At 72.2% G+C, this 24,447-nt stretch carries 26 protein-coding genes; 15 read left to right on the top strand and 11 right to left on the bottom strand.

From position 1 onward, the window contains the following. The 4 genes from GKQ77_RS06645 to GKQ77_RS06630 all read left to right on the top strand — a co-directional run bounded on the left by GKQ77_RS06645 (position 1) and on the right by GKQ77_RS06630 (position 3,980). Complete coding sequence (locus GKQ77_RS06645; protein ID WP_308117567.1) at positions 1–744, top strand: PQQ-binding-like beta-propeller repeat protein; 744 nt, start codon at positions 1–3, stop codon at positions 742–744. Between the two features lie 121 nt (positions 745–865). Continuing rightward, positions 866–2,464, top strand: a complete 1,599-nt coding sequence (gene abc-f, locus GKQ77_RS06640) for a ribosomal protection-like ABC-F family protein (RefSeq protein ID WP_125511931.1) — start codon at positions 866–868, stop codon at positions 2,462–2,464. 352 nt (positions 2,465–2,816) lie between these two features. Continuing rightward, on the top strand, positions 2,817–3,038 hold the full coding sequence (locus GKQ77_RS06635) for a helix-turn-helix domain-containing protein (protein WP_055550175.1): 222 nt from the start codon (positions 2,817–2,819) through the stop codon (positions 3,036–3,038). 138 nt (positions 3,039–3,176) lie between these two features. Then, entirely contained in the window at positions 3,177–3,980 is an 804-nt protein-coding gene (locus tag GKQ77_RS06630) for an enoyl-CoA hydratase/isomerase family protein (RefSeq protein WP_219687776.1), read from the top strand. A 70-nt stretch (positions 3,981–4,050) separates the two neighbouring features. Here the strand turns inward: GKQ77_RS06630 and GKQ77_RS06625 are convergent, their stop codons facing one another. Both GKQ77_RS06625 and GKQ77_RS06620 read right to left on the bottom strand, forming a co-directional pair. Then, positions 4,051–4,578 carry a hypothetical protein gene (locus GKQ77_RS06625; protein WP_219687775.1) on the bottom strand — a complete coding sequence of 176 codons (528 nt, stop codon included), beginning with the start codon at positions 4,576–4,578 and terminating at the stop codon, positions 4,051–4,053. Between the two features lie 313 nt (positions 4,579–4,891). Continuing rightward, entirely contained in the window at positions 4,892–5,608 is a 717-nt protein-coding gene (locus tag GKQ77_RS06620; RefSeq protein ID WP_219687774.1) for a nucleopolyhedrovirus P10 family protein, read from the bottom strand. Between the two features lie 95 nt (positions 5,609–5,703). On the opposite strand from GKQ77_RS06620, the gene GKQ77_RS06615 reads away from it, so the two are divergent. The 5 genes from GKQ77_RS06615 to amaP all read left to right on the top strand — a co-directional run bounded on the left by GKQ77_RS06615 (position 5,704) and on the right by amaP (position 8,002). After that, positions 5,704–6,192 (top strand): Asp23/Gls24 family envelope stress response protein, encoded by a 489-nt coding sequence (locus tag GKQ77_RS06615; RefSeq protein ID WP_219687773.1) that lies wholly within the window; start codon positions 5,704–5,706, stop codon positions 6,190–6,192. Between the two features lie 81 nt (positions 6,193–6,273). After that, on the top strand, positions 6,274–6,459 hold the full coding sequence (locus GKQ77_RS06610) for a hypothetical protein (RefSeq protein WP_125511926.1): 186 nt from the start codon (positions 6,274–6,276) through the stop codon (positions 6,457–6,459). A gap of 3 nt (positions 6,460–6,462) precedes the next feature. Continuing rightward, positions 6,463–6,807: an Asp23/Gls24 family envelope stress response protein gene (locus GKQ77_RS06605; RefSeq protein WP_125511925.1), complete on the top strand. Its 345-nt coding sequence runs from the start codon at positions 6,463–6,465 to the stop codon at positions 6,805–6,807. Beyond that, positions 6,804–7,418 carry a DUF6286 domain-containing protein gene (locus GKQ77_RS06600; RefSeq protein WP_219687772.1) on the top strand — a complete coding sequence of 205 codons (615 nt, stop codon included), beginning with the start codon at positions 6,804–6,806 and terminating at the stop codon, positions 7,416–7,418. The genes GKQ77_RS06605 and GKQ77_RS06600 overlap by 4 nt, the downstream gene beginning before the upstream one ends. Beyond that, positions 7,415–8,002: an alkaline shock response membrane anchor protein AmaP gene (gene amaP / locus GKQ77_RS06595; protein WP_219687771.1), complete on the top strand. Its 588-nt coding sequence runs from the start codon at positions 7,415–7,417 to the stop codon at positions 8,000–8,002. The genes GKQ77_RS06600 and amaP overlap by 4 nt, the downstream gene beginning before the upstream one ends. A gap of 66 nt (positions 8,003–8,068) precedes the next feature. On the opposite strand, the gene GKQ77_RS06590 is transcribed toward amaP, so the two are convergent. From GKQ77_RS06590 to GKQ77_RS06565, 6 genes are all read right to left on the bottom strand, one after another. Further along, a complete protein-coding gene (locus GKQ77_RS06590) occupies positions 8,069–8,824 on the bottom strand; it encodes an SDR family oxidoreductase (protein ID WP_219687770.1) in 756 nt (251 codons plus the stop codon). A gap of 5 nt (positions 8,825–8,829) precedes the next feature. Beyond that, positions 8,830–10,614, bottom strand: a complete 1,785-nt coding sequence (locus GKQ77_RS06585) for a glycoside hydrolase family 15 protein (protein ID WP_219687769.1) — start codon at positions 10,612–10,614, stop codon at positions 8,830–8,832. A 45-nt stretch (positions 10,615–10,659) separates the two neighbouring features. Beyond that, positions 10,660–11,448: an SURF1 family cytochrome oxidase biogenesis protein gene (locus GKQ77_RS06580; RefSeq protein WP_219687768.1), complete on the bottom strand. Its 789-nt coding sequence runs from the start codon at positions 11,446–11,448 to the stop codon at positions 10,660–10,662. Between the two features lie 77 nt (positions 11,449–11,525). Further along, the gene (locus GKQ77_RS06575; RefSeq protein WP_219687767.1) at positions 11,526–11,759 is read right to left on the bottom strand and encodes a metallothionein; all 234 of its coding nucleotides are present in this window, start codon (positions 11,757–11,759) and stop codon (positions 11,526–11,528) included. Positions 11,760–11,882: 123 nt separating this feature from the next. After that, the gene (locus GKQ77_RS06570) at positions 11,883–12,878 is read right to left on the bottom strand and encodes a DEDDh family exonuclease (RefSeq protein WP_219687766.1); all 996 of its coding nucleotides are present in this window, start codon (positions 12,876–12,878) and stop codon (positions 11,883–11,885) included. Positions 12,879–12,909: 31 nt separating this feature from the next. Further along, a complete protein-coding gene (locus tag GKQ77_RS06565; protein ID WP_219687765.1) occupies positions 12,910–13,545 on the bottom strand; it encodes a TetR/AcrR family transcriptional regulator in 636 nt (211 codons plus the stop codon). A gap of 105 nt (positions 13,546–13,650) precedes the next feature. Here GKQ77_RS06565 and GKQ77_RS06560 point away from each other — a divergent pair, with 105 nt between their 5' ends. The 6 genes from GKQ77_RS06560 to GKQ77_RS06535 all read left to right on the top strand — a co-directional run bounded on the left by GKQ77_RS06560 (position 13,651) and on the right by GKQ77_RS06535 (position 19,737). Further along, positions 13,651–14,448: an acetoacetate decarboxylase family protein gene (locus tag GKQ77_RS06560; RefSeq protein ID WP_219687764.1), complete on the top strand. Its 798-nt coding sequence runs from the start codon at positions 13,651–13,653 to the stop codon at positions 14,446–14,448. A 1-nt stretch (position 14,449) separates the two neighbouring features. After that, positions 14,450–15,334, top strand: coding sequence for an SDR family NAD(P)-dependent oxidoreductase (locus tag GKQ77_RS06555; protein WP_219687763.1), 885 nt, complete (start codon positions 14,450–14,452; stop codon positions 15,332–15,334). A 14-nt stretch (positions 15,335–15,348) separates the two neighbouring features. Beyond that, the gene (locus GKQ77_RS06550) at positions 15,349–16,650 is read left to right on the top strand and encodes an amidohydrolase family protein (RefSeq protein ID WP_219687762.1); all 1,302 of its coding nucleotides are present in this window, start codon (positions 15,349–15,351) and stop codon (positions 16,648–16,650) included. Further along, positions 16,647–17,885: an amidohydrolase family protein gene (locus GKQ77_RS06545; RefSeq protein ID WP_219687761.1), complete on the top strand. Its 1,239-nt coding sequence runs from the start codon at positions 16,647–16,649 to the stop codon at positions 17,883–17,885. The genes GKQ77_RS06550 and GKQ77_RS06545 overlap by 4 nt, the downstream gene beginning before the upstream one ends. Before the next feature lie 158 nt (positions 17,886–18,043). Beyond that, a complete protein-coding gene (locus GKQ77_RS06540) occupies positions 18,044–19,015 on the top strand; it encodes a sterol desaturase family protein (RefSeq protein ID WP_219687760.1) in 972 nt (323 codons plus the stop codon). Beyond that, on the top strand, positions 19,012–19,737 hold the full coding sequence (locus tag GKQ77_RS06535) for a lysoplasmalogenase (RefSeq protein ID WP_219687759.1): 726 nt from the start codon (positions 19,012–19,014) through the stop codon (positions 19,735–19,737). The genes GKQ77_RS06540 and GKQ77_RS06535 overlap by 4 nt, the downstream gene beginning before the upstream one ends. Here the strand turns inward: GKQ77_RS06535 and GKQ77_RS06530 are convergent. The 3 genes from GKQ77_RS06530 to GKQ77_RS06520 all read right to left on the bottom strand — a co-directional run bounded on the left by GKQ77_RS06530 (position 19,644) and on the right by GKQ77_RS06520 (position 24,157). Then, the gene (locus GKQ77_RS06530; protein ID WP_219687758.1) at positions 19,644–20,714 is read right to left on the bottom strand and encodes a CopD family protein; all 1,071 of its coding nucleotides are present in this window, start codon (positions 20,712–20,714) and stop codon (positions 19,644–19,646) included. The two genes, GKQ77_RS06535 and GKQ77_RS06530, sit on opposite strands and share 94 nt — an antisense overlap. A gap of 286 nt (positions 20,715–21,000) precedes the next feature. Continuing rightward, entirely contained in the window at positions 21,001–22,593 is a 1,593-nt protein-coding gene (locus tag GKQ77_RS06525; protein WP_219687757.1) for a S8 family peptidase, read from the bottom strand. Positions 22,594–22,606: 13 nt separating this feature from the next. Further along, positions 22,607–24,157, bottom strand: coding sequence for a S8 family serine peptidase (locus GKQ77_RS06520; protein ID WP_219687756.1), 1,551 nt, complete (start codon positions 24,155–24,157; stop codon positions 22,607–22,609). Between the last annotated feature and the right edge of the window lie 290 nt (positions 24,158–24,447).

Here is a 24,447-nt window from a genome sequence, read left to right as displayed (position 1 = left end):
GTGCTGCCCCCCGCCGAAGCACCCGTCACCCACACAGGCACCCGCATCGCGCTCCCCGTCGCCCTCGCGCTGCTCGCCCTGCCGCTCGTCACCGCCGCCCACCACTCGAGGCCCGCCCCCTACGGAGACCACCTCACCGTCCACGCGCGCGTGGGCACCGGGAAACCGGACGCCGCTCCCGCCCTGCGCACGCGCGGACCGGCCGTCGAGGCGTACGACACAAGGAGCGGCGAGCCCCGCTGGACGTACACCCGCGAAGGGCGCCACCCCGTCACCCTCCTGACCGCGCCCGGGCACGCCTTCGCGCTCTGGAGCGACGGCCTGGTGACCGACACCGAGCGCGCCGAGGGCCACTCCGTGCGCTGGCACCGCGCCGTCCCCGAGAGCGCCCCGTGGCTGCGCACCCCGGCCGCACGCGACGGCGCCGGAGTGCTCCAGCCGCTCACCCCGGACGCCCGCATGCTCGCCGTCGTCACCCCGCACCGCATCGCCGCCTACCGCACCGCCGACGGCGACCTGCGCTGGGTCCTGCCCGCCCGCCGCGGCTGCGCCTTCGCACCGGCCCGCTCGCTGCGCCGCGACGGCGCCCTCCTGGTCGCCCAGCCCTGCGCGAGTACCACGGCGGCCTGGACCTCGCAGGTCATCGCGGTGGACGACTACGGAAGGATCGTCCCCGGCCGCACCCCACTGGGCAACGGAGACCTGGAGCGGGGCGGCAGCGGCGGCCGGAGCCCAGAAAACTAGTTGCGTTCGCCCGTTAGAATGGCTGCCATGGCAGCTCCTCTCCTCAGTTGGACGGCGTAGACACCGGCCCCGAGCAACCAGTCGTCCTTCTCGCCGTCCACCTTGTTTCAGGAGTACCCCCGTGATCACCGCTTCCGGCATCGAGCTGCGCGCCGGCGCCCGCATCCTCATCGAGAACGCCTCCTTCCGTATCGCGAAGGGCGACCGCATCGGCCTCGTCGGCCGCAATGGAGCGGGCAAGACCACCCTCACCAAGTGCCTGGCGGGCGAGGGCATCCCCGCGGGCGGCACGATCTCCCGCTCCGGTGAGGTCGGCTACCTCCCCCAGGACCCCCGCACCGGCGACCTGGACGTGCTCGCCCGCGACCGCATCCTCTCCGCGCGCGGCCTGGACACCCTGATCCGCAAGATGCGCGAGAACGAACAGCGCATCGCCAACGGCCAGGGCTCGACGCGCGACAAGGCCATGAAGCAGTACGAGCGCCAGGAGACGGAGTTCCTCACCAAGGGCGGGTACGCCGCCGAGGCCGAGGCCGCCACCATCGCCGCCGCGCTGAACCTTCCCGACCGCGTGCTCGGCCAGCCCCTGCACACGCTCTCCGGCGGTCAGCGCCGCCGTATCGAGCTGGCCCGCATCCTCTTCTCGGACGCCGACACGCTCCTCCTCGACGAGCCGACCAACCACCTCGACGCCGACTCCATCGTCTGGCTGCGGGACTACCTGAAGACGTACCGCGGCGGCTTCATCGTGATCTCCCACGACGTCGACCTCGTCGAGACGGTCGTCAACAAGGTCTTCTACCTGGACGCCAACCGCTCCGCGATCGACGTCTACAACATGGGCTGGAAGCTCTACCAGCAGCAGCGCGAGTCCGACGAGAAGCGCCGCAAGCGCGAGCGCCAGAACGCCGAGAAGAAGGCGTCCGCCCTGCACTCGCAGGCCGACAAGATGCGCGCGAAGGCCACCAAGACCGTCGCCGCCCAGAACATGGCCCGCCGCGCGGACAAGCTGCTCGCCGGCCTGGAGGCCGAGCGGCGGTCCGACAAGGTCGCCAAGCTGCGCTTCCCCGAGCCCTCGCCGTGCGGCAAGACGCCGCTCATGGCCGAGGGCCTGTCGAAGTCGTACGGCTCGCTGGAGATCTTCACCGACGTCGACCTCGCCATCGACAAGGGTTCGCGCGTCGTGATCCTCGGCCTCAACGGCGCGGGCAAGACCACGCTCCTGCGGCTGCTCGGCGGCGCCGAGAAGCCCGACACCGGCCAGGTCATCGAGGGCCACGGCCTCAAGCTCGGGTACTACGCCCAGGAGCACGAGACCCTGGACCCCGAGCGCACGGTCCTTGAGAACATGCGCTCGGCCGCCCCGGACCTCGACCTCGTCGAGGTGCGCAAGACGCTCGGCTCGTTCCTCTTCTCCGGGGACGACGTCGACAAGCCCGCCGGTGTGCTCTCCGGTGGTGAGAAGACCCGGCTCGCGCTCGCGACCCTCGTCGTCTCCTCCGCCAACGTCCTGCTCCTGGACGAGCCCACCAACAACCTCGACCCCGCGAGCCGCGAGGAGATCCTCGGCGCCCTGCGCACCTACAAGGGCGCGGTCGTCCTCGTCACGCACGACGAGGGCGCGGTCGAGGCCCTGCAGCCGGAGCGGATCATCCTGCTGCCGGACGGCGTCGAGGACCTGTGGGGCCAGGACTACGCGGACCTGGTGGCGCTCGCCTGAGCCGTCCACTTCGCGTGATCGAACCGCTGATCCACTGAGTATGGATCATTCGGCCGAGCGGTGATCCCTCATCTGTGTGAGCCGTCCTCGTACCGAGGTGTGTCATACACGGATTTTGCCGCCGTCGGGGCATGATGCCGGGCATCCCACCCGCACCCCGCTGACCTGGCGATTCGTCGCGCGGTCCGGTCGGTCGTACGGAATCACGTGCGCGGAATTATGGATTCCGCTCGTGGTGAGGCCTTCCCCGGCGGCAAACCTCGTCGTACCGACCTTGCCGAATGGGTGGCCAGGAAGCCCGCGAGGGGTGATCATGAGAAGTCCAGAGCGCACTTCCCATGAGGAGGCACGGGTGGCCGAGACTCTGAAGAAGGGCAGCCGGGTTACCGGCGCCGCGCGCGACAAGCTCGCGGCAGACCTGAAGAAGAAGTACGACGGTGGTGCGAGCATCCGGGCGTTGGCCGAAGAGACCGGCCGTAGCTACGGGTTCGTGCACCGGATGCTCAGTGAGTCCGGCGTCACGCTGCGGGGACGCGGCGGGGCGACGCGAGGCAAGAAGGCCGCCGCCGGCTGACGACGGCAGGCGACCCGCTGTACCCATGGTCCGATGGTGGCCACCCGGCCGATCGTGTGAGCGGCCGGGTGGTTACTGTGCAGTCACTTACGGGTGCTCCCGAGCACCCGGCCCGACCGCACCCCATCGGAGGCACCCATGGCTTCGTCCGACACCGAGCTGGCACCGGTTCTCGACAAGGACGGCGTACGCCTCACCATCGACGAGGCCGTCGCCACGGTGACGCTGACCAATCCGGCCAAGCGAAACGCCCAATCTCCCGCGCTGTGGAGGGCGTTGGCCGAGGCTGGTCAGCTGCTGCCGGGCAGCGTCCGCGTCGTGGTGCTCCGCGGCGAGGGCAAGTCCTTCTCCGCGGGCCTCGACCGGCAGGCGTTCACGCCCGAGGGCTTCGAGGGCGAGCCGTCCTTCATCGATCTGGCGCGCGGCGAGGACGGCGTGCTCGACGCCACGATCGCCGAGTACCAGGAAGCGTTCACCTGGTGGCGCCGGAGCGACATCGTCTCCATCGCCGCTGTCCAGGGACACGCCATCGGCGCCGGCTTCCAGCTCGCGCTCGCCTGTGATCTGCGGATCGTCGCGGACGACGTGCAGTTCGCCATGCGCGAGACCAGCCTGGGCCTGGTCCCCGACCTCACCGGCACGCACCCGCTCGTGGGGCTCGTCGGCTATGCCCGCGCCCTGGAGATCTGCGCCACCGGACGCTTCGTCCACGCGGACGAGGCCGAGCGCGTGGGCCTCGCCAACCTCGTCGTGCCCGCGGACCAACTCGTCGCGGCCGCAAAGGATTTGGCGGCCGCGCTGATCTCCGCACCCCGTGACGCCGTCATCGAGACCAAGGCGCTGCTCCAGGGCGCCACGGGCCGTTCCTACGAGGACCAGCGCGTCGCCGAGCGCGCCGCGCAGGGCCGCCGCCTGCGCGACCTCGCGGGCCTCGGCGACTGACGCCGGTCCCACGTCCCGGCCAGGACCCGCCGCCGGGCGCGGGGTCCTGGCCGCGATCGCTCAAGTGGGCTCAGCAGCGGCTCCAGGCGCCCCAGCGGCCGTTGCCCGGGTCGACGCTGCACCAGTAACCGCTGTTGTTGACCCACACCGAGACGGCACGCCGGGCGCCGTCCTTCGCCGCCGCGCCGACGTCATCGGCCCGCCCGTTGTGCGGCATCTGCTTCCAGCCGCCCGACCCCGGCCAGGCGTGCCAGATGGTGCGGCCCGGGGCGATCCCGAAGCTCTCCAGGCGCGACGAGGTCCAGGCGACGTCCAGGATGCTCGAACCGTCGCGGAAGGTGCCGGTGTAGCCGTACCGGGTCGCGCGCCAGTCGGCCGCGCCCACCCCGCCGAGCGTGACGACGGAGACGGAGTCCGGCGCCGAGCCGGTCGCTATCAGGGCGCGCTTCGCGGCCAGTTCGCCGCCGTCGGAGGTGGCGGTGCCGGTCGCTTTCGCCGTGGAGGGCGCGGGAGCGGCCTGGGCGGTGGCGCCGACGGAGAGGCCCGCCGCCAGCACGCTCGCCGCGAGCACCGACAGCATCCTTGTGTGTTTGTGCACGATGTCTCCCTTGGTCGCGAGGGAAAAGCTGTGAACCGTAAACGCGCACCGACGGTCTACCAGCACTCCGGCCCCGCTCCCCAGGGCGCCGCATCCGGTTGGCCGCCGAACAGGACAGTCCCGATCCGCATCACGGCCCGGCCACACGCTCCCCACAGGCACCGGCCGCCCCGCACGGCCAATACCCGCCCGCATACCGCGAGCCATTACAAGACACAGCAGACTCCCTCCGTCACGGTCCGGCAGCCGACAGCGACGGAGAACCGCCGCACCACGCGGAGCTGTGCTCGGGCGTCGAGCGTTTCCGTACGGCCTACTCGACCGCGGTGACCAACACGGCCACCGAAGGGTGGTCCGGCAGGGCGTCGGCGACCGTCGCGCGCACCGCGCGCGCCACGTCCAGGGCGCGGTGCTCCCGGGCCGTCGCGAGTTCCACGCGCGCGTGGCGGCGCGGCAGCGCGTCCGCCGCCGGGCGCTCCTCGATGTGTACGGCCGGGCCGAGCGCGCCGGTCAGCCGGGTCACCCCGGGCACCGCCAGGGCGGCCCGCCCGGCACGCGCCTCGTCGCCCTCGCCCTCGGGTGCCCGGGCCTCGCCGGTCCTGGGCTCTTCAGGGCGTACGTCACCGGGGTCGTCGCCCTCGTCGAGCAGGGCCGTCACCCGCAGATCCACCTCGGAGACCACGAGGCCGAGCCGGTCCGCCGCCTCGGAGAGCGCCGCGCGCAGCCGGTCCGCCGCGGCGGGCAGCGGCTTGCCGGTGGCGGCCGCGAACTCCGCCGTGATCCGCAGCGGGCCCGGCGGCAGCGCGCTCGGCGGTGGCGGCACGGCAGCGACGTACGTACCCCGCGGATCGGCCAGGGCGATCCGGAGCGAGCCGAGGCGGACTCCGGTGACCCGTTGCGCCGTATGGCGCAGCGTGCCGGTGGCCGCCGATTCCGTCACCCATGTGCCGTCCCGCGCGTCACCCAGCGGCAGTACCCGCCCGAGACCCAGCTGTCGGCGTACCGCCTCGGTCCAACCGTCACCCGTCATGGCTCCACCCTGCCGCATCCCTGGAGCGCCGCAGCGCAACCCGTCCTAATGTGGGCAAAGAAAGCAGATCCCCTCGCGAAACGGACGGCACGGCGATGACCGACACCGGAGAGCGGAAGACGGCTCAGACGCTGGAGAAGGACTCCCCGAACCAAGGCCTGACCGGCGGCGCGGCCAGGCGCGGCGGCGGTGACCCCGGGAGCCGGGGCCGCACCACCATCGCGGACGGGGTCGTGGAGAAGATCGCCGGGCTCGCCGCGCGCGACGTCGAAGGCGTGCACGCGATGGGCGGCGGCCTCGCGCGGACCTTCGGGGCCGTGCGCGACCGGGTGCCCGGCGGCTCGAAATCCGTGACGCGCGGGGTGAAGGCCGAGGTCGGCGAGGTGCAGACCGCGCTCGACCTGGAGATCGTCGTCGAGTACGGCGTGCCGATCGCCGATGTCACGCAGGACGTGCGGGAGAACGTGATCGCGGCCGTCGAGCGCATGACCGGACTCGAGGTCGTCGAGGTCAACATCGCGGTGAGCGATGTGAAGCTGCCCGACGAGGACGACGACGAAGAGCCCCAGGGCCGCCTCCAGTAGACCTCCACCCCCAGCCGCGTAGACCTCCACCCTCAGTCGCGCCTCGTCAAGGAGCGCACGATTCTCGCTAAGGAGCGCACGATGAACATGGCCGTGATCGGCATGGTGGCGGGAATGGCGCTCGGCTTCGCCGGATACTTCGGCGGATTCGGGGCGTTCCTGCTGGTGGCCGCCCTGGGCGCCATCGGTTTCGTGGCCGGCCGGTTCCTCGAGGGGGACCTGGAGCCCGGCGAGTTCTTCCGCGGCCGCGGCGACCGGCGGCGGTGAGCGGTGGCGCCACAGGTCGCGCCCGGAGAGCGCGGCGCCACCCGGATCGCTGACCGGGTCGTCGCGAAGATCGCCGCACGGGCGGCGCGTGAGGCGGTCGGGACAGTGCCCGCCGACGGCTCCCCGCCGCACGCCACGGTCTCGGTACGCCACGACAGCGCCCGCGTCCGCGTCAGCCTCGAACTGGACTACCCCTGCGACATCGGCCGCCAGTGCGGTGCCGTGCGCCATCAAGTAACCGAGCGGGTAAGGACGTTGGCGGGAATGGACGTGCCCGAGGTGGTGGTCCAGGTGGAGCGGCTGCACTCGGCGCGGGTCCGCGCCGCGGCACAGGGGAGGACACGATGAGCGAACCTCCGCAGAGCGGCGCCACCCCGCACCCGCTGCCCACGCTCTCGGGCGACGAGCCCGCCCCCAAGGCCTCCCGGTTCTGGTCGCCGCGCCGGGTCCCCGCCGCCCTCCTCGCCCTGCTGGTCCTTGGCGGCGCGGGGCTCCTCCTGTACGACGTCGTCGCCGTGCGGGCCGACCACCCCGCGATGTGGTGGCGGCGCGAACTCGCCCGCGGCCTCGCCGACCGGCCCCTCGACGACACGGCGGTGCTCGCCGGGGCCGCCGTCGCCGCCCTCGCCGGACTCTGGCTCATCGTGCTCGCCGCCACCCCGGGCCAGCGCGCGTTGCTGCCGATGCGGCGCACCGACTCCGGCGTACGCGCCGGGCTCCACCGCGACGCCGCCGCCACGGTGCTGCGCGACCGCGCCGCGGACGTGTCCGGCGTGCAGTCCGCGCGGGTGCGCATGACGCGCTCCAAGGTGGACGTGCGGGCGGTCTCGCACTTCCGTGAACTCGACGACGTACGCGGCGACCTGGACGCCACGCTGGCCGACGGCATCCGCGATCTCGGCCTTGAGCGCGCTCCCAGGCTCTCGGTCCATGTCGCCCGGCCGGGAAGGAAGGGGTGAGCGCGATGCTGCGCACCGTCAACCGCGTGCTCCTGGCCCTGGCCGGACTCGTCCTGCTCGTCATCGGCGGCTCGGTGCTCGCCATCGGACTCGGCGCCTCGCCGCCCTCGTGGTGGCTCCACGACGGGCGGCACGACGTCCTGCTCAGCGCCGCCGAGCGGACGCGTTGGCGGGACGAGGGCTGGTTCTGGCCCGTGGTCATCGCCGCTCTCGCCGTGCTCGTCCTGCTCGCCCTGTGGTGGCTCTCGGCGCAGCTGCGCAGGCGCCGCCTCGCGGAGGTCCTGGTGGAGACCGGGGACGGCGAGGGCGCGCTGGTGCGCGGGCGCGCCATGGAGGACGTACTGGCCGGGGAGGCCGAGGCGCTGGACGGCGTCGAGCGCGCCCACACCGCCCTGACCGGACGGCGCGGCACACCGAAGGCGCGCGTGGACCTCGTGCTCGCCCCCGACGCCACGCCGTCCGAGGCGCTGCGCCGGTTCTCCTCGGAGGTCCTCGCGCCCGCCCGCGACTCGGCGGGCCTGGCGAGCCTGCCCGCCACGGTGCGGCTGCGCGGGGTCAAGCACCGCGCCGAGCGCGTGAGCTGACCCCCGCGGGCCCGCGGGCCTGGATCTGCGGGGCCTGGGCCTGCGGGGGCTGCGGGAGCTCCGCGCTCAGAAGCCGCTGCGCGCGCCGCCGTCCACCGGCACCATGATCCCCGTCAGATACGAGGCGGCGGGCGAGAGCAGGAACGCCGCCGCGCGGCCGAACTCCTCCGGCGTGCCGTAGCGGCGCAGCGGAATGCCCGCCTCGTTGGCGGCGCGGGTCCCCTCCGGGTCCGGGGAGAGCCCGTCGAGCTGGCGCATGCGGTCGGTGGCGATGCGGCCGGGCAGCACGCCGAGTACGCGGATGCCGCGCGGGCCGACCTCGCCCGCCAGGGACTTGGCGAACCCGGCGAGCCCCGGGCGCAGGCCGTTCGAGATCGTCAGGCCCGCGATCGGCTCGTACACCGAACCGGAGAGCACGAACGCGATGACGCCGCCCTCGGGCAGCTCCGCGGCGGCGGTGCGGGCGAGCCGCACCGCGCCGAGGAAGACCGAGTCGAAGGCGGCCTGCCACTGCTCGTCGGTGTTGTCGGCGGCGAAGCCGGGCGCGGGCCCGCCGACGCTGATCAGTACGCCGTCGAAGCCGCCGAAGTGTTCGCGGGCCGCCGCGATCAGCCGCTCCGCGACGGCCGGGTCGGCGTTGTCGGCGGCGACGCCCACCGCGTTCGGGCCGAGTTCGGCGGCAGCCTCGGCGACGGTCTTCTCGTCGCGGCCGGTGACGACGACCTTCGCGCCGTCGGCGACCAGCTCGCGCGCGGTGGCGTTGCCGAGGCCGCGCGTGGCACCGGTGACTACATAGACACGGTCTTTCAGTCCAAGATCCATGGCCCCTATCCTCCCGCGTCCTCGGAGAAGAGCGCGAGAGCGGTGTTCACCAGGCCGATGTGGCTGAACGCCTGCGGGAAGTTGCCCAGCTGGCGGCCGGAGACCGGGTCGTACTCCTCCGCGAGCAGCCCCACGTCGTTGGTGAGCGACACCAGGTGCTCGAACAGTTCGTGCGCCTCCTTCTTGCGCCCCGTCATGTGCAGGGCGTCCACCAGCCAGAACGAGCAGACGATGAAGGTGCCCTCCGTACCGGGCAGACCGTCGATCTCCTTCTGGTCGGAGGTGTAGCGGCGCACCAGACCGTGGTGGGTGAGGTCCGCGCGGACCGCATCGATCGTGCCGGTGACGCGCGGGTCGTCGGGCGGCAGAAAACCGGTGTGCGGGATGAGCAGCAGGGAGGCGTCCAGTTCGGTGGAGCCGTAGGACTGCGTGAAGGTGTTGCGCTCCGGGTCGTAGCCCTTCTCGCACACCTCGCGGTGGACCTCCTCGCGCAGCTCGCGCCAGCGGTCCGCGTCCCCGGGCAGCTCGGGGTCCTCCTCCAGGGCGCGCACCGCGCGGTCGGCGGCGACCCACACCATCACCTTCGAGTACACGAAGTGGCGGCGCGGGCCGCGCACCTCCCACAGCCCCTGGTCCGGCTCGCGCCACTTCTCGCGCAGGAACTCCAGGAGGCACAGCTGGAGGTTCCAGGCCTGCGGGCGGCGGGCGAGGCCCGAACGGTGCGCGAGGGCGAGGGAGTCGATGACCTCGCCGTACACATCGAGCTGCAGCTGCTCCACGGCCTCGTTGCCGATGCGTACGGGGGCCGAGCCCTCGTAGCCCGGCAGCCACGGGATCTCGTACTCCGGAAGGCGCCGTTCACCGGCGAGGCCGTACACGATCTGGAGGTCGGCGGCGTTGCCCGCGACCGCCCGCAGCAGCCAGTCGCGCCACGCCTCGGCCTCCTCCAGATAGCCGGCGAGGAGCAGGGCGCCCAGGGTGAGGGTGGAGTCGCGCAGCCAGCAGAAGCGGTAGTCCCAGTTGCGTACGCCGCCGATCTCCTCGGGCAGGGAGGTGGTGGGGGCGGCCACGACACCGCCGGTCGGGGCGTAGGTGAGCGCCTTGAGGGTGATCAGGGAGCGTATGACCGCGTCGCGGTGCGGGCCCTCGTACTGACAGCGGGAGGCCCAGGCGCGCCAGTCCTCCAGGCTCTCGCGCAGCGACTGGTGCGGGTCGACGAGGGGCGGGCGCGGCTCGTGCGAGGGGTGCCAGGTGAGGACGAAAGCCACCTTCTCCCCCTCCTCGACGGTGAACTCGGAGTGGGTGCCGAAGTCGCGGCCCCAGGTGCGCACGGGCGGTTCGCTGCGCAGCCAGACGGAGTCGGGCCCGGCGACGGCGACGCGGTGACCGTCCACCTTGCGCATCCACGGCACGACCGAGCCGTAGTCGAAGCGGAGCCGCAGCGTGCTCTGGAGGGTGACGCTGCCCTTGAGGCCTTCGACGATCCGTACGACATCGGGGGCGCGGTCGCGCTGTGGCATGAAGTCGGTGACGCGGACGGAGCCTTCCTCGGTGTCCCACTCGGTGTCGAGGACGAGGGAGTCAGGGCGGTAGGCGCGGCGGGCGCAGGAGTCCGCGCCCTTGGGGGCGATGCGCCAGTGGCCGTTCTCCTCGTCGCCGAGCAGCGCGGCGAAACAGGCGGCGGAGTCGAACCGGGGCAGGCAGAGCCAGTCCAGGGAGCCGTCCCTCGCGATGAGGGCGGCGGTCTGGTGGTCGCCGATGAGCGCGTAATCTTCGATTGGACGGGACACGCAGAACGGGTTCCCGGGCAAGGCCCCTGTCAATCGAAAGGGGCCTCAAGCGGTCGCGGGCGCCGTTTCCGGAGCGGGTGCTTCCGCGGCGGCGGCGCGGTCGCGGCGCTCCCTGCGGACCAGGACCACCCAGCCGACCGGGACGCCCGCGGCGAACAGCCACCACTGGACCGCGTACGCCATGTGGGCGCCGATGCCGCTGTGGTCGGGCTCGCCGATCAGCTCGGGGGAGCCGTCGCGGGGCTCGGGCGAGGTCTGCTCGATGTAGCCGCCGAGCACCTGCTTGCCGAGGCTGTCGGCCTGCTGCCCGCTGCTGATCAGCATGATCTGACGGTCCGGCAGGCCGCGGACGTCCTTGATGCCGCTGGCCGCGGAGGTCTCGTCGGCCATCAGACGGCCGGTGACGGTGATCTCGCCCTTGGGGGCGGCGGGGATCTTCGGGAAGGCGGTCTGCGGTCCGTCGGCGGGGATCCAGCCTCGGTTGACGAGCAGGACCTTGCCGTCGTCCAGGACGAACGGGGTCAGGACGTGGAAGCCGACCTCGTCGTCGGAGTTGGTGCGGCGCCGCACGACGACCTCGTGCTCCGTGTCGAACGTGCCCTTGGCGCTCACCCGGCGGTACAGATCCGTCCTCGGCACCTCGTGGCCGGGGGAGGTGAGCCGCTCGGCCGGGACGGGGTCGGCGGCCAGCGCCTTGGAGATGCGCTCGTTCTGCGCGACGCGGTGCTCGTGCCGGTGCAGCTGCCAGAAACCCAGCTCGACCATCACGGGGATGAGGACGAGGCCGATGAGGGTGAGGATCACCCACTGCCGGGTCAAGAGGAAGCGGTACACCCCACGACGGTACAACTCGGTCGTGGGGTGCTGGAACGTGGGGTGCCCGGACGTGGGGGTGTCCGACGTGGGGTCGCTCAGACCTTGTCGACGATGCCCACCCGCCCCTCCGCGCGTGAGCAGTGGGCGCCGCAGTACCAGTGGCCGTCCACCTCGACGCCCTGGCCGATGATGCGGCACCGGCAGTGCTCGCAGATGGGCGCCATGCGGTGGATGGCGCAGGAGAAGCAGTCGAAGACGTGCACCGAGCCTTGCGCGTGCACTTCAAAGGACATGCCGTAGTCGTTTCCGCAGACCTCGCAACGTGCCATGCGCCACAGGGTGCGGCGCCGGGGCGGCGCGGGGCGAGCGGTCGGCGGGCGAGTCGTCCGCAATCACCCGTCTGACGCCGGGCGCGCGCCCGGCCGAGGAGGTCCCCTGGAACGTCTGTGCGGTCAGCACTCCGCCGCGGGCGCCACATCCTGGAGGAGCTGGCCGAAGGCGGCCTCGTCGATCACCGGCGTGCCGAACTGGCGCGCCTTGACGGTCTTGGAAGTGCCCGAGTCCGGGTCGTTCGTGACGAGCAGGCTGGTGAGGCGCGACACGCTCGTCGCGATGTGCAGGCCCGCCTCGACCGCCCGGTCCTCAAGGAGGTCGCGCTCGACGGAGGTGTCCCCGGAGAACGCGACCCGCATGCCCTGCTTGAGTGGTTTGCCCGATTCATAACGCCCGGGGTTCGGGTACGGGCACGGCGGCCGCTTGCGCGAGGGGCGCCAACTGACGGGCCGGTACGACGAGGAGGGCGCGGGGCCCGTCGACTGCCGGACGACGCGGGGCGCGCCGTCGGACCACTCGGTGAGCGGGCGGCACTCCAGGAGCGGCAGGCGCACATTGCCGCCGGCCGCCGCGTGCAGACTCGGGCGGAACGCCTCGGCGAGCACGCGCGCGTCGTCCAGCGCGTTGTGCGCGTGGCGCTGCTCGACGCCGAAGTGGGCGGCCAGGGACTCCAGCTTGTGGTTGGGCAGCGGGAGCGCCAGCTCCTTGGAGAGCGCGATGGTGCACAGCCGCTGGCGCACGGGGGCGGTGCGCTCCGCGCGCGCGTACTCCCTGGCGATCATCGACCAGTCGAAGACCGCGTTGTGCGCGACGAGGACGCGGCCGTCGAGGCGGCTCGCGAACTCCTCGGCGACATCCTTGAACAGCGGCGCGTCCGCGAGCATCTCGCTGGTGAGGCCGTGGATCCAGACGGGTCCCGGGTCACGCTGGGGGTTCACCAGTGTGTACCAGTGGTCCTCGATCTCGCCCTGGGCGCCCACGCGGTAGACCGCGGCCGACACTATGCGGTCGTCGCGGGCCAGGCCGGTGGTCTCCACGTCGACGACCGCGTACCCCGTTGGATACGCGGCCGGCCAGGGGGCGGCGGACGCTGCGGTCGTGCGGTCTTCGAGCATGGTCCATGAGGATACGGGCCGCCACCGACAGTCAGGTCCCCGGTCCGAGAAGCCCCGTCACCAGAGCCTTGACGGAGGTGGTGAACAGGGCCTCCGGATCGAGGGGTCCGGCCAGCGCGCGGGCGAGGGCGCCGTCCTGCTCCGCCGTCTCCCGCGTCCACGGCTCCTGCTCGGCGGGGCGCTGGGCGGGGGCGCGTTCACGGTTGCGCTCCACCAGTACGTGGCCGACGACGTGGACCTGGACGGCGCGCACGGCATCGGCGGCGCGGGCGCCGCGCAGGCCCGCCTCGTGCACCTCGTGGACCAGGGAGCGCTGGGCGGGCAGGAACATCCGTTCGGTGAGGCCACGTTCGTGGACCATCGCGACGAGGTGCGGGTGGTCGAGCAGTTGGCGACGCAGGGCGCGGGCGACGGAGACGACGCGCTGGGCGGGGGTGCGGCCGGCCGGGCGGATCTCGGCGAGGTCGGCGAGGGTGCGCTCGACGAGGGCGTCCAGGAGCGACTCGCGGTTGCCGACGTGCCAGTAGATCGAGGTGACGGCGGTGCCCAGCTCGGCGGCGAGGCCGCGCATCGTCAGGGTCTCGGGGCCGTGCCGCTTCACGAGGCGCTCGGCGGCGGCCAGGACGTCCTCCCGAACGAGATGTGTACGCGTCTCTTTACCCTTCACGGCCGTTGTTGTAACTGTGTTACAGAGCTTTCGCAAGCCGGCAAGTCCGACCCCCGCAAGTCCCGGTCGCGGGCCCGAGTCCGCGCTGACGAAGGGCGGTACGACATGGCACGCGTACGGTACGGGGCGCGCACCGAGGCGGAGATCGCCGCCGCGCGCACCGCGAGTTCCCGGCTCCCCGAGATCTGGTCCACGGGCGTGGCCGCCGTCTGGGAGAGCGATCCCGACGCGGTCGCGGCGGTCCTGCCGCCGCCGCTGAAGCCCGCCGGCCGCCCCCTGGTGCGGGCGAACATCAGCAAGGTCGAGCTGCCCGGCTATCCGCTCGGCGCGGGCTCGGTGGCCGTCGCCGCCGAGCACGGGGGAGTGGCCGGCTGGTATCCGCTGGTGATGCCGATGACCCATGAGCGGGCCCTGACCGGCGGGCGCGAGGTGTTCGGCGAGCCGAAGAAGCTCGGCGAGGTCGAGGTCGAGCGCGACGGCCTGGTCGTCCGCGCCTCGCTGGCCCGGCACGGCATCGCGTTCGTGGAGGTGCGCGGCGCGGTCGGCGGCGCCCTGCCGCTTCCGGAACCGAGCCGCAAGACGGACTTCTACTTCAAGTTCCTGCCCGCGGTGGACGGTTCGGGCTTCGACGCGGACCCGGTGCTCGTGCACTGCGTACGCAACGAAAAGGTCCGCAAGCTGGAGAGCGTCACCGGTGACATCGTCCTGCGGGAGTCCATGTACGACCCCGTGGCCGACCTGCCGGTGCGCGCGGTCGTGGAGATCACCCTCGGTGAGAAGACCACCGACCAGCAGGGCCGCGTAGTGGAGCGCGTCAGCGCGCAGGCGCTGCTGCCCTACATCCACCAGCGCTACGACGACCCCGCGCAGCTCCTCGACGGCCCGCCCCAGGGGAGCGTCTGAGATGGAACTGCGCGAAGGGCAGGTCGCCGTGGTCACCGGCGCGGCGAGCGGCATCGGACTCGCCCTTGCGCGGCGGTTCGCGGCGGACGGCCTGAAGGTGGTCCTCGCGGACGTCGAGGAGCACGCCCTGGAGAAGGCAGCCGAGGGCCTGCGCGCGGAGGGGGCCACCGTGCACGCGCGCGTGGTCGACGTCGGCGACCGCGCGCAGGTCCTCGCCCTCGCCGACGAGGCGTACGACACGTTCGGCGCCGTCCACGTGCTGTGCAACAACGCGGGCGTCGGCTCCGGCGCCGAGGGCCGCATGTGGGAGCACGACCCGAACGACTGGAAGTGGGCCTTCGAGGTCAACGTATGGGGCGTCTTCCACGGCATCCAGGCCTTCGTGCCCCGCATGCTCGCGGGCGGCGAGCCCGGCCACGTCGTCAACACCTCCTCCGGCGACGGCGGCATCGCACCGCTGCCCACCGCGTCCGTCTACGCCGTCACCAAGGCGGCCGTGGTCACGATGACCGAGTCCCTGTACGCCCATCTGAAGGCGGAGCACGCGCGCGTGGGCGCCTCCGTGCTCTTCCCCGGCCCCCACATGCTGCGCACCGGCCTGTGGGAGTCGCACCGCAACCGCCCCGAGCGGTACGCCAAGTCCCGCCCCCGCAGGACCCCTTACCGCAGCCTCGGCCAGTGGGAGGCCGCGATGAAGGAGGCGGGGCGGGAGGTGGAGTTCACGCCCGTCGAGGAGGTCGCGGACTTCGTGGCCGAGGGCATCGCCGCCAGCCGCTTCTGGCTGCTCCCGGCGAGCGAGCACAGCGACCGGCAGATCCGGGCGCGGTCGAGGTCCATGCTCGACCGGTCCGACCCGGCGTACCTGGAGCACTTCATCCTGGACTGAAGGGAGCGCCACCCATGAGCGACCAGGGTCACCGGAATCCGCAGGACCCGTACCTGATCATCTCCTCCGACTGCCACGCGGGGCTGCCCACCGAGGAGTACCGCCCCTACCTGGACAGCCGCTTCCACCGCGCCTTCGACGGCTTCCTCGGCGAGCGGGACGCCCGCCGTGAGGAGGCGACCCGGCTCGGCATCCGCAACGACGCGTTCGCCGCCAAGTGGTTCCACGACCACGAGGAAGGCCTGCGCGGCGGCTGGGACACCGCACAGCGCCTCAAGGAGCTGGACGGCGACGGCGTGGCCGCCGAGGTCGTCTTCCCCGACGCGGACGCCGTGGACAGCCGGACGGCCGCGCCCTTCGGAGTGGGGCTCGGCCTCTCCGGCGACCAGGACCCGGAGCTGGGCATGGCGGGCGCGCAGGCGCACAACCGCTGGCTCGCCGACTTCGTCTCCGAGCACCCCGAACGGCACTGCGGAGTCGCCCTGTTGCCCGTCACCGGAGAGGTGAACCGGGTGGTCGCCGAGATCCACCGCGCCAAGGAGTCGGGGCTCGGCGCGCTGATGATCCCCTCCATGTGGGTCGACAAGGCGCCCTACCACGACCGGCGTTACGACCCCGTCTGGGCGGCGGCCGCCGAGTGCGCCATGCCCGTCGTCACGCACTCCGGGGCCGCTCCCCGCCACGAGTACGGCGACCACCTCGGGATCTACGTCTCCGAAGTGACGTGGTGGCCCGCGCGGCCGCTGTGGTTCCTGCTCTGGTCCGGCGTCTTCGAGCGCCACCCCGGGCTGAGGTTCGGCGTCGCGGAGTCCGGCTGCTGGTGGCTGCCGAACCTCTTGTGGTTCATGGACCGCCTCTATTTGGGCGCGCACGGCGGCAAGAAGCTCTCCCCGTTCGCGGAGCTGAAGCGCCCGCCGCACGAATACCTCGACCGGCAGATCTTCGTCTGCGCCACCAACACCAAGCGCCGCGAACTGGCCCAGCGTTACGAGATCGGCGTCGACAACATCCTCTGGGGCAGCGACTTCCCCCACCCCGAGGGCACCTGGCCCGACACGCGCGCGTGGCTGACGAAAACGTTCCACGACATCCCCGTGGCGGAGACCCGGCGCATGCTGGGCCTCGCCGCCGCCGAGGTCTTCGGCTTCGACACCGCCGCACTCGCGCCGCTTGCCCGCCGCATCGGCCCCACCCCGGCCGAACTGGGCCAGGACGGCGACCAGTCGGCGGTGGAGGCCTCCTGGGCGCGCTCGCGCGAGGTGGGCCGCCACTGGCTGACCGACCACGACTTCCCGGCACTGGGGGTGACCTCATGAGCGAGGACCGCTACACCGTCATCTCGGCCGACTGCCACGCGGGCGCCGACCTCCTGGACTACCGGCCCTACCTGGACTCCCGCCACCACGAGGCGTTCGACGCCTGGGCGGCCACGTACGTCAATCCGTACGAGGACCTGCTCGCGGACACCGCCGACCGCAACTGGAACTCCGACCGCCGCCTCGCCGAACTCGAAGAGGACGGCATCGTCGCCGAGGTCGTCTTCCCGAACACCATCCCGCCGTTCTTCCCCTCGGCCTCGCTGATGGCCCCGGCCCCGACCCGCGAGGAGTTCGAGCTGCGCTGGGCGGGCCTGCGCGCCCACAACCGCTGGCTCGCGGACTTCTGCGCCGCGGCGCCCGGCCGCAGGGCGGGCGTCTTCCAGATCCTCCTGAACGACGTCGACCGCGCCGTCGAGGAGATCCGCCGGTCGGTCGAGGCGGGCCTCACGGGCGGGCTCATGCTGCCGGGCACCCCGCCGGGCTCGGGCCTGCCGGAGCTGTACTCCTCGGTGTACGACCCGATCTGGGCGGTCTGCGCCGAACTGGGCGTGCCGGTCAACCATCACGCGGGCTCGGCGTCGCCACCGCTGGGGGAGGAGCCCGCGGCGCGCGCGGTGTTCATGGTCGAGACGACGTGGTTCTCGCACCGGGCGCTGTGGCACCTCGTCTTCGGCGGCGCCTTCCGCCGCCACCCGGGGCTGCGGCTCGTCCTCACCGAGCAGGGCTCCGGCTGGATCCCGGGCGTCCTGGACATGCTGGACTACTACCACGCGCGCCTGGTCGCGGCGGCGACGAGGGCGGGCGCGGCCGACACGGCCGAGTCGAAGTTCGGCGCGGGCCTCGCCGAGGCGATGGGCAAGGGCCCCTCCGAGGTGTGGCGCGAGAACTGCTTCGTCGGCGCCAGCTTCATGCGCCCGCACGAGGCGGCCCTGCGCGGCCGCATCGGCCTCGACAAGATCATGTGGGGCAGCGACTACCCCCACGACGAGGGCACTTACCCGCACTCGCGCGAGGGCCTGCGCCTCAGCTACGCGGGCCTGCCGAGGGAGGAGATCGCGGCGATGGTCGGCGGCAACGCCGCCCGCGTCTACGGCTTCGACCTGGAGCGGCTTGCACGCGTCGCCGCGCGCGTGGGACCCACGGTCCAGGAACTGGACGAACCCCTCAAGGAGGTTCCGGCCGGCGCCACGAGCCCGGTCTTCGCGCCGGGAGGGTCGGTACGGGTCTGGTGACGCGCTGCTCGGTGGGCCGCCCCGGCTTTGTGGTCCACCCCGGCTTCGTGGTCACCCCGGCTTTGGTGAGGATCACCAACAACTCCTCCCGTACCGTCGGTAATACTTGTCGGTAACAACCCCTAGTCGTGGGCGAAGAGCCGTTCTACCGTGCACGCATGTCCCCGAACCTGCCCGATGTCGTGCTGTGGTCCATACCGGCCTTCGTGCTGCTCACCGTCGTCGAGATCGTGAGCCACCGGATCCATCCCGATGACGACGCCGCGGGGTACGAGACCAAGGACGCCGCCACCAGCGTCACCATGGGCCTCGGCAGCCTCGCCTTCGACTTCCTGTGGAAGATCCCGATCGTCGCGATCTACTCGGGCGTCTACGCGCTCACGCCCCTGCGCGTGCCCGTCCTGTGGTGGACGATCCCGCTGATGCTCCTCGCGCAGGACTTCTTCTACTACTGGTCGCACCGGGGCCACCACGTCATCCGCATCCTGTGGGCCTGCCACGTCGTGCACCACTCCAGCCGCAAGTTCAACCTCACCACGGCCCTGCGCCAGCCCTGGACGAGCCTGACGGTGTGGCCGTTCTACCTGCCGCTCATCGCCTGCGGCGTCCACCCCGCGGCGCTCGCCTTCTGCTCCTCGGCCAACCTGGTCTACCAGTTCTGGATCCACACCGAACGCGTCGGCAAGCTCCCCCACCCCTTCGAGTACGTCCTGAACACGCCCTCGCACCACCGCGTCCACCACGCCTCCCAGGGCGGCTACCTGGACCGGAACTTCGGCGGCATCCTCATCATCTGGGACCGGATGTTCGGCTCCTGGGTCGCCGAGACCGAGCGCCCCGTGTACGGCCTGACGAAGAACATCAACACGTACAACCCCCTGCGCGTCGCCACGCATGAGTACGCCGCCATCGCCAAGGACCTGAGGGCGGCCACCAGTTGGCGCGAGCGGGCCGGACGGGTCTTCGGCGGGCCCGGATGGCAACCGAAGGCTTCCAGGACGCCGGAGACGCCGGAGACGCCAAAGGCGCCCGCGCCAGCCGGGTCCGCCACGCCCGCCGGGTCCGCCACGCCCACCGCGCGGCCCGCCGCGGCCGCACCCGAGCCATCGGTCGCGGAGCCGGCGGCGTGACGGCGCGCCCGGCGCCCCGGCTGCTCCTCGGCGCCTTCGCCCTCGCCGCACTCGGGGACCTCGTGGTGCTCCTCGCGGACTTCGACCCCGGCCACGCCGTGTTCAAGCCGCTGCTCATGCCGCTCCTCGCGGCGCACGTCGCCGTGCGGCGGGGCCCGCGACTGCTGATCGTCGCCCTCCTCTTCGGCTGGGGCGGCGACACGCTCCTGCTCTTCGACGCCGAGCCCGCCTTCCTCGCCGGAATGGGCTCCTTCGCGGCCGGGCACGTCTGCTACCTCGTGCTCTTCCAGCGGTACGGCGAGGCCAAGTGGTCCCGCGCGCGGGGCGCGGCGCTCGTGGCCGCGTACGCCCTCGCGCTCGTCGTCACCGTGGCGCTGCTCTGGCCCGACCTGCCCGCCGACATGCGGGGTCCCGTCGCGGGCTACAGCGTGCTGCTCACCGCCATGGCGTTCCGCGCCACCGCGCTGGGGCTCACGGCGGCCGCCGGAGGGGCGCTCTTCCTGCTGTCGGACACGCTCATCGCCACCGGGGTCGCCGAGTGGCCGCAGCTTCCCCGGCCCGACTTCGCGATCATGCTCACGTATATCGCGGCCCAGTACCTGCTGGCCGGCGCGCTCCTGCGGGCGAGTCACCAGCGGATCGGCACCGGCACTGCGGTCAGCAGCGCCGACAGGGCCACGGCGGCGCCCAGCGCGGCCACCTCCCCGCGCGCGGGAGCGTAGGCGCAAAGGCGGTCGCCCGTACCGCGCAGTCGTCGGCGGGCCAGCAGCGCGAGCACGGCGGCGACGGCCACGAGCAGCAGCTTGGCGAGCAGCGTACGGCCGTACGCCGTCTCGGTGAGCTGGTCCACGACCGTGCCCGGCGGCATCCTGCGCAGCGTGCTGAAGATGCCGGTCACGGTGATCGCCGCGAACAGAACGGCCGCCACGCGCGCGTAGAGCCCGAGAACGGCGACGCTCTCCTCCGGAGCGGTTATCCGCCACCGGCGCAGTATCCGCAGGACGTACAGGAGCCCGCCCGCCCAGAGCGCCCCGCACGTCAGGTGCACGAGGGTGAGACCGCTGCCGGTCAGCGCGGAGTCCTCCGTCGGGGGGTGGGCCCGCAGCGCCTCGGCGACGATCACCGCCGCCAGGGGGAGCGCCGCCGCCGAGGGGCGCCGCGAGCGGGCGCACACCGCTGCCACGAGGAAGGCGTTGACCTCCACAAGGGCGAGCCTGCCGTCCCGGGAACCGTGCAGCCGCCCGATGTCCAGGTCCGCGAGCTGCTGCGGGACGACGTTGCCGTTCGCCACGACCACGGCGAGCCCGAGCGCCGCGGCACACCCCGCCCACGCCGCGTACGCGCCCCAGCCGCGCGGCGCCCTGTCCAGCGGCGCCCCCGGGACACGACGGGCGAGCCGCGCCACGAACACCTCGCCCAACTGCACGCACAGGGCGGCGAGGACGACCGCCCGCAGGAACGTGACGCCACCCGTGCCCGGCGCCCGCGCCTCGCCGGTGCCGCGCAGGGTGACCGAGGGCCCGAGGAGCGGGATCAGCGCGGCGACGGCCACCAGGACGAGCACGGCCACGGCCCGCCCCGCGGAAGGGCGGCGGCGCGGCGCACTCGGCACGACGGAGACGGCGGTAGTGGCGGTGGTGGCCGGTACGCCGGTCGTCGCGTCGCCCCCGGGCTCGACGGACGGTCGTATGGAACTCACCACAAAATCGTCACCGGGTACGACCGCGACAAGCAACTCCTGAGAGACAAGTGGGGCAATCCCCTTCCGACCGGCCCCACCTCAAAGGCCCCGCGTTCAGACTCCCGTGCCCGCCGCAGCCGCGGTAGGCGCGCCGCGGGATCTCGCACTCGGAGGGCGGCAGCGGCTTCCTGGGCACGCGCGGCGCCGACGCCCGCTCCGTCCACCCACAAGATCCTCTCGCGGACCGACGCGAAAGGGCCGGGCGGCCCCGAGCCGCCCGGCCCCAACTCGTCACACGGTCACGCTACTTCCGCACGGCGTCCAACGCGTCGGCCATGCCCACGCCGTAGAAGCCGTTCTTGTTCTTGCCGCCCTCGCAGACCGCGTCGACCTTGCCGTCGGCGTCGTAGTCGTACGGATCCGTGCACGCCATCGCGTCCGCCTGGCGGTACAGGAGCGCCTTGATCCGCTCCGGCGACGCGTGCGGGTGCGTGGACTTCAGGAGCGCGGCCACGCCCGCCGCGTGCGGGGACGCCATCGACGTGCCGCCCTTGTAGCCGAACTTGCCGCCCGGCAGCGTGGAGAGGATCCTGCCGTCGACCGCCGGCGGGTTCGGCGCCTGGTAGCGCGTGGCGTCGCCGCCCGGGGCGGTGATGTCGATGACGCCCTTGCCGTAGTTCGAGTACGACGCCTTGATGTTCTTGGCGCCGGTCGCGGACACCGTCACGACACCCGGAAGCTGCGACGGCAGGTCGAAGCACTCCTTGGTCTTGATGGTGCGGGTCACCGGAGTGGTGTCGTTGGGGCTCGTCTTGTCGACGATCTCCTCCTGGGCGAGGTCGGTCTTCGCGTTGCCCGCGGCGGCGACGTTCACCGCGCCCTTGCGCTCCGCGTACCTCGCCGCCCGGCCCACCGCGTCGACCAGCGCCTTCTGGTCGTCGTCCGTCGTGCAGTTGAAGAGCCACGGGTCCGTGTAATAGCTGTTGTTCGTGACATCGACGCCGTGGTCGGCCGCCCATACGAAGCCGCAGACCACGGCCTCCGTGTAGTACAGACCGGTCGCGGGCTCCGCCACCTTCAGACTCGCCACCTTCACACCCGGCGCGACGCCCGTGACGCCGGTGCCGTTCTTCGCGGCGGCTATCGAGCCCGCCACGTGCATGCCGTGGTCGCTCTCCTCGGCCACCGGACGCCACGCGTTGTCCTTCTGCACGGGCACGCCGTTCAGGCAGCTCGCGGACGCCCGGCGGTCGAAGTTGGGCGCTATGTCGGGGTGCGTGTCGTCGACCCCGGAGTCGAGCACGGCGACCGTGACCTTGCGGCTGCCGAGCGAGATCTCGTGTGCCTTGTCCGCCTTCATGGCGGGCAGGTCCCACTGAAGCGGCTCCAGCTCGTCCTGGCCCGCCGCGGCCTTCCCCGCGGCGGCCTTCGCCTCCTCGGCGGTGAGCGTGCGCTCGGCGCCGAGGGCGTGGTCGGACTGCGCGGACAGCGGGGCCGTCCGGGTCGCGCCCGCCGAGTCGACGCCCTTCACCTGACGGATCGTCTTGGCGAAGTCCGGGTTCGCCGAGTGGACGACGATGACGCCGATCTTGTCGTACGCGATGACGACGTCACCGCCGGCCTTGTCGATGGCCTTCTTGACGCGGGCCGAACTCCCCTTGCCGGGGCGTACGTTCACCACGTAACTCATCGACACGGCGTCCGCGGAGGAGGCGGCGGACGCGGAGGGAACGGACGCCGAAGCCGGCGCGTCCGGTATCGAGGCGGGCCGCGCCGACGCCGAGCCCGGCAGGAAGGCGACGGCGGAGACAACCGCCACCCCCAGCGGAAGGGCCAGCGCGCGGCGCGAGGCCGAGAGGCGGGTCGTCCGGGTCCTGCTGCTGTGGAACCTGGTCATGTCCGAACCCCCGTCACTTCTTCTTCACGGCGTCGAGCGCGTCGACGAGCCCGCTGCCGTAGAAACCGTTCTGGCCCTTGCCGCCGCTCTCGCAGATCGCGTCGACATCACCGTCGCCATCCGGGTCGTACGGCTGGGCCGGGCACTCCATGCGGTCGGCCTGCGCCTTCAGGAGGCGCTGCAGCTCGGCGGGGCCCGCCTTGGGGTGCGTGGACTTCAGCAGCGCGGCGACGCCCGCGGCGTGCGGCGCGGCCATCGACGTACCGCGCAGCCAGCCGTACTCGCCGTTCGGCATGGTGGAGAGGATGTTGCCGTTCTTCGACGGGGTGTCGGTCGGCAGTTGGTACCTGTCGCCGCCCGGCGCCGTGACGTCGACGACGCCCTTGCCGTAGGTGGAGTACGACGACTTGAGGTTCTTCACGCCCGTCGCGCTGGTGGTGACGACGCCCGGCAACTGCGTGGGCACGTCCAGGCACTCGTGCGGGTCGATGGTGCGGGTCACCGGAGTGGAGTCGTCCGGGCTCGTCTTGTCGACGATCGCGTCGGAGTCCAGGTCGTGGTTGGAGTTGCCCGCGGAGGCGACGTTGAGGATGCCCTTGCGCTGGGCGTACAGCTGGGCGCGGTTGACCGCGTCGAGGATCGCCTTCTGGTCCGGGTCGTCCTTGCAGTTGTACAGCCACGGGTCCACGTAGTAGCTGTTGTTGGTGATCTCGACGCTGTGCTCGGCGGCGAACACGAAGGCGCAGACCACGTTCTCCGGGTAGAACAGCTCGTCGACCGGGTCGGCGACCTTGATGCCCGCTATCTTCACGCCGGGCGCCACACCCGCGACGCCGACGCCGTTGCGGGCCGCGCCTATCTCACCGGCCACGTGCGTGCCGTGGTAGTGGTCCTTGTTCGCCGGGCGCCAGGCGCCGGGCGAGGTGTCCGCCTTGCCGCCGACACAGCTCGCGGACTGCGACGCCGAGAAGTTCGGGGCCAGATCGGGGTGGGTGTCGTCGACGCCGGTGTCGATCACGGCGACGGTGACCTTCTTGCTGCCGGGGTTGATCTTCGCCGCCTTGTCGGCGCCGATCGCCCGCAGATCCCACTGGTCCGCCTCCATCGGCTCGGCGCCCGGGGCGGCGCTCCGCTTCAGGGACTTGGCGTCGGCCTCGGACAGCAGCTTCGCCTTGCCGTCGTCCGTGGTGCCCGCCGCCCGCAGCGGGGCGGTGTGGGTCGCGCCCGCGGACCGCACGCCGCGCACCTCGCGTATTCGCTCGGCGAACCGCGGGTCCGACGAGTGCACGACGATGACGCCTATCTTGTCGTGCGCGACGACGACGGACCCGCCTGCCTTGGCTATCGCCTTCTTCACGTACGCGATCGTCCTGTGGTCCGCGCGGGTGTTGACGACGTACGCGAAGACGGGGGCGTCCTTCGCGGCCGAGGCCACCGAGGCCGGGGCCGGTGACTCGTCCGGGGCCGCGGTGGCGGCGCCGGGTGCGAAGCCGACCGAGGCGGCGAGCGCGATACCGAGCGGCACGGTCAGCGCCGTACGGCGTCTGGAAGGCAGATGAGCCATGGGATCTCCACATCATCCGGATACGGAACTGCCCGAACACAGCTGGTGCTCGGGCAGGTACATGACGGGGTGCAGGGGTGAAGCTATCCCCCGGACTCCGAGGCCAGCAATGCCTCCCGGAAGAAAACGGGGAGTTGGGGCGCGTCGTGCGGGCCCCCGTGACGTTGAGCAGACAACGGAAGCAACATCAACCCCTGTCGGATCACGTCCTGTGGCCTTAGCATCGCCATCCGTGGCTCACGTGATCCGCGTCACGCCGGAATGTGAGAGCACACCCCCCATGGAACAAC

This window comes from Streptomyces anatolicus (assembly GCF_019400875.1).
Taxonomy (GTDB): Bacteria; Actinomycetota; Actinomycetes; order Streptomycetales; family Streptomycetaceae; genus Streptomyces; species Streptomyces anatolicus.
The sequence above is the reverse complement of the archived record's forward strand: the minus strand, read 5'-3'. Positions and strand labels throughout refer to the sequence as shown.

Coding starts and splice junctions, on each gene's coding strand:
- GKQ77_RS06630 (WP_219687776.1), top strand. CDS start 3,177: ATGGCTTCGTCCGACACCGAGCTGGCACCGGTTCTCGACAAGGACGGC.
- GKQ77_RS06620 (WP_219687774.1), bottom strand. CDS start 5,608: ATGACGGGTGACGGTTGGACCGAGGCGGTACGCCGACAGCTGGGTCTC.
- GKQ77_RS06615 (WP_219687773.1), top strand. CDS start 5,704: ATGACCGACACCGGAGAGCGGAAGACGGCTCAGACGCTGGAGAAGGAC.
- GKQ77_RS06610 (WP_125511926.1), top strand. CDS start 6,274: ATGAACATGGCCGTGATCGGCATGGTGGCGGGAATGGCGCTCGGCTTC.
- GKQ77_RS06600 (WP_219687772.1), top strand. CDS start 6,804: ATGAGCGAACCTCCGCAGAGCGGCGCCACCCCGCACCCGCTGCCCACG.
- GKQ77_RS06590 (WP_219687770.1), bottom strand. CDS start 8,824: ATGGATCTTGGACTGAAAGACCGTGTCTATGTAGTCACCGGTGCCACG.
- GKQ77_RS06575 (WP_219687767.1), bottom strand. CDS start 11,759: ATGGCACGTTGCGAGGTCTGCGGAAACGACTACGGCATGTCCTTTGAA.
- GKQ77_RS06570 (WP_219687766.1), bottom strand. CDS start 12,878: ATGCTCGAAGACCGCACGACCGCAGCGTCCGCCGCCCCCTGGCCGGCC.
- GKQ77_RS06560 (WP_219687764.1), top strand. CDS start 13,651: ATGGCACGCGTACGGTACGGGGCGCGCACCGAGGCGGAGATCGCCGCC.
- GKQ77_RS06555 (WP_219687763.1), top strand. CDS start 14,450: ATGGAACTGCGCGAAGGGCAGGTCGCCGTGGTCACCGGCGCGGCGAGC.
- GKQ77_RS06550 (WP_219687762.1), top strand. CDS start 15,349: ATGAGCGACCAGGGTCACCGGAATCCGCAGGACCCGTACCTGATCATC.
- GKQ77_RS06545 (WP_219687761.1), top strand. CDS start 16,647: ATGAGCGAGGACCGCTACACCGTCATCTCGGCCGACTGCCACGCGGGC.
- GKQ77_RS06540 (WP_219687760.1), top strand. CDS start 18,044: ATGTCCCCGAACCTGCCCGATGTCGTGCTGTGGTCCATACCGGCCTTC.
- GKQ77_RS06525 (WP_219687757.1), bottom strand. CDS start 22,593: ATGACCAGGTTCCACAGCAGCAGGACCCGGACGACCCGCCTCTCGGCC.
- GKQ77_RS06520 (WP_219687756.1), bottom strand. CDS start 24,157: ATGGCTCATCTGCCTTCCAGACGCCGTACGGCGCTGACCGTGCCGCTC.